At 37.0% G+C, this 6000-nt stretch carries 4 protein-coding genes; all 4 read left to right on the plus strand.

What is annotated here, in order from left to right:
- Positions 1-223 precede the first annotated feature (223 nt).
- On the plus strand, positions 224-3181 hold the full coding sequence (locus tag RHTP_RS02645) for an insulinase family protein (RefSeq protein ID WP_138106581.1): 2958 nt from the start codon (positions 224-226) through the stop codon (positions 3179-3181).
- Positions 3182-3317: 136 nt separating this feature from the next.
- Positions 3318-4058 carry a S1C family serine protease gene (locus RHTP_RS02650; RefSeq protein WP_138106582.1) on the plus strand — a complete coding sequence of 247 codons (741 nt, stop codon included), beginning with the start codon at positions 3318-3320 and terminating at the stop codon, positions 4056-4058.
- Between the two features lie 82 nt (positions 4059-4140).
- The gene (locus RHTP_RS02655; protein WP_138106583.1) at positions 4141-5556 is read left to right on the plus strand and encodes a Do family serine endopeptidase; all 1416 of its coding nucleotides are present in this window, start codon (positions 4141-4143) and stop codon (positions 5554-5556) included.
- Between the two features lie 192 nt (positions 5557-5748).
- Positions 5749-6000 (plus strand): hypothetical protein (locus RHTP_RS02660; RefSeq protein ID WP_138106584.1); only part of this gene is annotated, 252 nt, incomplete at its 3' end.

The following is a 6000-nucleotide window of genomic DNA, read 5'->3' on the forward strand; positions in this document are numbered from 1 at the left end:
ATGGATATGTTCTTAATGAGGTTATTTTTAAATAAATAACAAATCAAGAATTAAACTCAATTTTAATACAATTAATTTAATTTTAATTTATTAAAATAATTACTTTTAATTAAATTTAAGAAATGCACCAATACTTATCTTTTTCTCTACATGCAAAAGATGAGATCACCTTTACTAAAATCTTGAGCTGATCTATTATTAAGCGCTTAAATTAGCTGGATTCATGTATACATTTTGCAAAACTTTGACACGACCTGGAGAAAAACACGGCGATTTTATCGTCACCAAATATTTAGTTATCGATGAATTACACTGTGTTTTGCGCGAGCTTATGCATGTGCCTACAGGCGCTGTTGTTATGCATATTGAGAACGATGATCCAGAGAATCTATTCTGTTTGTCTTTTAAGACCCTGCCGTATAACTCAAATGGTGTAGCACATATCTTAGAACACACCGTCCTATGCGGTTCTTCGAAATACCCGGTAAAAGATCCTTTTTTTGCCATGGGACGAAGAAGCTTGAATACTTTTATGAATGCCTTAACAGGGGCAGATTTTACCTGTTATCCTGCAGCATCACAGGTGGAAAAGGATTTTTATAACTTACTAGATGTCTATTTGGATGCGGTATTTCATCCAGAATTAAAACGGATGAGTTTTTTGCAAGAAGGACATCGTCTAGAATTGATCAATCCTAAAAAACCAGAAGAAGGACTGCATATTAAAGGGATTGTGTACAACGAGATGAAAGGAAGCCTCTCTTCTGTTGATACACGTATGTGGCATGCTATGATGGCTCTGCTTCTGCCCGATCTTCCTTATGCATTTAATTCAGGAGGAGATCCAGAAGAGATTCCCCTTTTAACCTATGAGCAGCTGATTGCTTTCCACTCTTTGTATTACCAGCCGGCACGCTGTTTATTTTTCTTTTATGGGAATCTTCCTTTGCAAAAACACCTGGATTTTATCGCAGAAAAAACGCTAAACCAAGCAAGTAGCTCCCCTGCTACTTGTTTGGTTAGACAAAAACGTTTTGATGCGCCTAAGTTCTCTACCATGCGCTATCCCATTGAAGCTTCTGAAACTTCCTCTCGCCGTGCAGTGATCACTTTTGGGTTTTTAACAGCTCCTATTATAGAACAAGAAGATGTGCTGGCACTAAGTGTTTTAGATGTAATCTTAATGGAAACAGATGCCTCTCTTTTAAAAAGAGCCTTACTTGAATCGCAACTCTGTATCTCTGCAACGGGCTTCATAAGCATGGAGATGAGCGAAGTGCCTTATCTTCTTGTCTGTAAAGGGACCGAAGAAAAAGATGCTGATGAATTAGAGCGAGTTTTAGTAAACACTTTAAAAAAGATTGTTATAGATGGTATCCCAGAACATTTAATCGATGCAGCCATTCACCAGTTAGAGCTCTCCCGTTTAGAGATAGGAGGAGATCAATCTCCTTTTGGTCTCTCTTTGTTTATGCGCTCTGCTTTAGCTAAACAACATGGATGTGCTGCTGAATCAGGGTTGATGGTGCACTCTTTGTTTGAGGAGTTATTAGAGAAAACAAAACAGCCTACTTATTTAACAGGGTTAATTGATAAGTATTTCCTAAGCAACCCTCATAGTGTTCGTCTGGTTATGATACCAGATCCTCATCTAGCAGAAGAAGAGAGAAATCAAGAGTTAAGACGACTGAAAAAAACCCAGCAAGAGCTATCTAAGGAACAAATCAAGGAAATTCAAAAACAAACAAGAGATCTAGCTCTGTATCAAAAGCAAACAGAAGCCCAAGCCCTAGATTGCCTGCCAAAAATATCTTTAAACGATATCCCTACCTCTATTCGTGATTTTCCTCTGCAAGTCATTTGCTCAAAAAACTTAACCATCTATCATCACGACTGCTTTACTAATCACATCTTGTACGTAGACCTGCTTTTTGATCTACCCACGATTGAAGAAGAAGATCTGCCCTATGTACATTTATTAACCTCTATTTTATCTGAATTAGGAAGTGGAAATAGAGATTATAGAGAGAATCTAGAATATATGCAGGCTCATACAGGAGGGCTGAGCGCCTCTTGCTCCTTGTATCCTCAAGCTTTAGATCCAAAAGTACTGCGTCCCTCTTTTAATCTACGATCAAAGTGCTTATATCGCAAAGCAGAGCAATTATTTGCCTTGATGCAGGATCTACTTTTAACTCCTCGATTTGATGAGATTAAGCGAATTGAAGAGCTCATTTTACAAATCTACACGTCCTTGCTCAATCGATTAAATCGACAGGCAATGCGCTACGCTACTCATTTAGCTGTTAGTGGTTTTTCCACAGCTACGCATATCAATGAAGCTTGGTATGGATTGCGTTACTTCAAAACCCTACAAGCTATCTGTCAAGATCTACCAACCAATCTTCCTAAGGTAATTGATCGCTTAAAAGCTCTAAAAGAAAAAATTTTTACTTTTAATGAACCTCATTTGATATTGAGTTGTTCTTATGAGATGTTAGAAGAACTAGAAAGCAAAAATTATTTCAATCTCAATCAGTTACCCACTCTTAAAACAAATCCTTGGCGATTTGAAACGCCTTTAATTTTACCTTCTTCTCAGATTCGTTTGATCTCCTCGCAGGTTGCATTCAATGTAGAAGCATTTTCTACCATTTCTTACATTCATCCCTATGCGGCTGCTTTGATGATTGCTTCGGTTTTGTTTGAACATAAGACTCTACACCCAAGGATTCGAGAACAAGGCGGAGCATATGGTGCTAGTGCAACATTTAGCTCTAAAATGGGACATTTTTATTTTCTCTCCTATCGAGATCCTCATATCTATGGCACGAGAAATCATTTCCACGAAGCGGTTGATCAAATCTGCAAGGGGAAAATTTCTGCGCAAGAATTAGAAGAGGCAAAACTTACCATTTTACAAGATTTAGACTCTCCTGTCTCACCAGAAAATAGAGCTCTTATAGCCTATGGGTGTCTTCGCAGTCAAAAAACAAAAGAAATGCGTCAAGAGTTCCGAGAATCTCTTCTTAATGCAACAATCAATGATGTAAAATACATCGTGGAAAAAGAATTAAAGCCCAAACTTGCCCAAGGAATATTTATTTCCTTTGCCAATCAAGAGCTAATCAACAATGAAAATGTTGGTTTGCAAAATCCTCTGCCTGTTTTCCCTATTTAAATACATAATTTACAAAAATAAGTTGTAAAATAAAAAATATAATTGATATATTTAGCCGTTTCTTATCAAGAAAAAAAAGAAAACAGTAGTTAAATAAATCAAAGAAGATAAGTAAATTTTGTTAAATAGGCTCTTTATGCAAGTATTTTTTTTCCTTATTTTAAGTATCTTTTGCTTAAATAACACCTATGCTGCTTATCCTTTTCCTTCTAAACACCATAAAATCTCAGATAAAAAAGCTGCCAATTTTTTTACCGAGATTGTAACTGCCTCTGTTCCTGCTGTTGTATTCATTCAAGTAAAACTAACCCCATCTTCTAGCTGGATTAGTTCTTTGTGGGGAAATAACGAAGAAAGAGCTTACATTGGTTCAGGATTCTTAATTACCGAAGACGGATATATTATAACCAATGAGCATGTAATTCAAGGTGCAGATGTAATTACTGTTACACTAAGTAATCAATTACAATTCGATGGTGTCGTAATAGGAGCAGATCCTATTTCTGACATTGCCTTAATTAAAATCGAAGCAGAAGGTCTTCCTTTTTTGGCTTTAGCTGATTCCGATTCTATTGAACTAGGAGAATGGGTTGCAGCCATTGGTAGTCCTTTTGGTTTGCAATCCACTGTAACATTTGGAATTGTAAGCAGCCTAAAAAAAGATAAGTTCCAAGAGCCCGATACTCTACAAGTCAATCTTAGCATTAACCCAGGTAACTCCGGAGGACCTCTTCTCAATTTAGATGGAGAAGTAATCGGGGTTAGTAGAAGCACGTGGCGCTATAAAGAAGGTTTCTATACAGGACTCTCTTTTGCTATTCCAAGTAATGTAGCTAAAGATACTATAGAGAAACTACTTGACCAAGAACTACCTTAAAGTCTTTACTTAATTTACAAAAATTTAGAGAAGTGTATATTTTATATGCTCAATTTGTAGTTTAATTTAAAGAGGTTATATTATGAAAAAGTCAGCTATTCACTCTTCTATTTTTCTTGTTTTAAGCGTTGTTCTTCTTAGTGCAAACTCGATTGATATTCCCACTCTAAAAGAAACTCAGGTTTTAGATCAGGTATCACAAGCGTTTAATCTTATCTATGAAAGCACTAATCCCGCTGTTATCTCTATAAAAGCGCAAAGTAACGCAAATGAATCTTATGGCATGCATAACCCTTTTGAATTTCACAGTGAAATATTTAATCGTTTTTTTGGACAAATGCCCCAAGCTACCCCTCAAAAAAATGCAGGATCTGGCTTTTTTTGTAGCGCTGATGGTCATATTATGACAAATGCGCACGTGGTGAATAATTGTGATAAAATCACTATTGTTCTGCACGATGGACAAGAAATAGACGCTGTATTAGTAGGGTCTGATCCACATACAGATATTGCTCTTCTTAAGATTGAATCAAAAGAAATAGCAGCACTACCTTATCTGCCCTTGGGGGATTCAGATTCTGTTAAAATAGGAGAACTCGCCTTTGCGATTGGTAGCCCCCTTCTTCTAAAGTCCACTTTTACCCAAGGCATCATTAGCGCCAAGGGACGGCAGAATTTACATATTAATGATTTAGAAGACTTCATTCAGAGCACAGTGCAAATTAATCGTGGTAATTCAGGTGGTCCGCTTTTAAACTCAAAAGGCGAAGTGATTGGAATCAATACAGCTATTGCTTCTAATAGCGGCGGCTATATGGGGATTAGTTTTTCTATCCCGATCAACATGGCTAAAAACATTATGAATCAGCTTTTAGAAAAGGGAAGTGTTACACGTGGATTCTTAGGGGTTACTCTACAACCAATGGATGCAGATATCGCTAAAGCCTTTGGTTTATCAAAACCAGAAGGAGCTCTTGTTTCTGAAGTTGTTCCTGGATCTGCTGCTGACAAAGCAGGACTCAAACAGGGCGATATTATTTTAGAATATGACAATAAACCTGTTAAGAGCTCTGAAGGATTGAAAACAGAAATTTCTCTAAAGTCCCCAGGCTCTACTATTCAGCTAAAGGTAAAACGCAATCAGGAGACCAAACAAATCTCTGTAAAATTGGGTTCTAGTTCCGATAATGTGATGGCTGAAAATGGGATTGTGCAAAAATTAGGATTACAAGTTGAAGCATTAACAGAAGATTATGCTAAGCAGCTTGGTTACAAACCTACAGAAGAAGGAGTTGTGATTACCAAAGTAAAACCCAACTCTCCAGCAGCGCTTGCGGGGTTGCGTCCAGGATGCTTAATTCAAACGATCAATCACAAAAAAGTGACAAACCTCTTAGAGTTTAATCAAGCAATTAATCAAAACACGACTAAATCCATCTTACTACTAGTTCGTGATCGTAATAAAGGTGCCTATTTCTGCTCTATTCAGCTTAAGTAAGATCTACTATTACAATCATTTCGTAGATACTCTAAGAACACATATTTGTGTTCTTAGAGTATCTAAAAAAAGTAACAAGATCATAGATTGAAATTCTCTCTGTGATTATAATCTCACTCTATCGCAATTGGATGTCGTATGAGCGGTATCAATTGTCAGATATTTTAAGTAACATGGATTAAGGCATAATGTATGCGTTGGTTGCTCTGCTTTATCTTAACTTCTCGCCTCATAGCAGCTCCCTTCGAAAACGTAGGACCTTCCACTCCTAATGAAATCGCTTCTTTAAACACAAACCTTCTCATAGATGGATACATCTCCCCTTTATCTGGACAAGCCTCTCTTCATGAAACAGATCTTCTCATTAAAGCAGCACAAGACCTCACCCTTAAAAGAACATACGTTCCTCCGCAAATTCTTGGCCGTTATGCAGACAAAGACAAG

Origin of the sequence: Candidatus Rhabdochlamydia sp. T3358 (assembly GCF_901000775.1) — a bacterium.
Taxonomy (GTDB): domain Bacteria; phylum Chlamydiota; class Chlamydiia; order Chlamydiales; family Rhabdochlamydiaceae; genus Rhabdochlamydia.

What these genes read in the sequence shown, in the direction of transcription:
- RHTP_RS02645 (WP_138106581.1), top strand. Translation starts at nt 224, where the DNA reads ATGTATACATTTTGCAAAACTTTGACACGACCTGGAGAAAAACACGGC.
- RHTP_RS02650 (WP_138106582.1), top strand. Translation starts at nt 3,318, where the DNA reads ATGCAAGTATTTTTTTTCCTTATTTTAAGTATCTTTTGCTTAAATAAC.
- RHTP_RS02655 (WP_138106583.1), top strand. Translation starts at nt 4,141, where the DNA reads ATGAAAAAGTCAGCTATTCACTCTTCTATTTTTCTTGTTTTAAGCGTT.